The organism is Streptomyces sp. URMC 126 (genome assembly GCF_051386555.1).
GTDB lineage: Bacteria > Actinomycetota > Actinomycetes > Streptomycetales > Streptomycetaceae > Streptomyces.
The window spans coordinates 1-264 of record NZ_JBPQTX010000952.1 but is presented as its reverse complement, the minus strand read 5'-3'; the positions used below and the strand labels follow the sequence as shown (position 1 = coordinate 264).

At 67.4% G+C, this 264-nt stretch carries 1 protein-coding gene; it reads left to right on the top strand.

Annotation, left to right across the window (positions count from 1 at the left end):
• On the top strand, positions 1-264 hold a 264-nt coding region (locus tag ACSNOK_RS34635; protein ID WP_436784680.1), incomplete at both ends, for a hypothetical protein.

Here is a 264-nt window from a genome sequence, read left to right as displayed (position 1 = left end):
CGCTGGAACCCGGCGCTCAACGCCAACGCGGGCGGCACGGAGATCTACGCCACCCACGACATCATGCCGGACGGCGAGTTCCAGCACGGGGCCCGCTATCACTGGACCGCGGCGACCGGCTCGACCAGCGCGGCACCCTTCGTGGTGCCCAACACGCACGTCGGCAAGGTCCTGCGGGTGAGCAACAACGCGGCCACCTTCGTCGCGATCAACAACCAGTTCTGTCCCCCCGGCATCGAGGGATGCTGGCTCAAGGTGATGAAG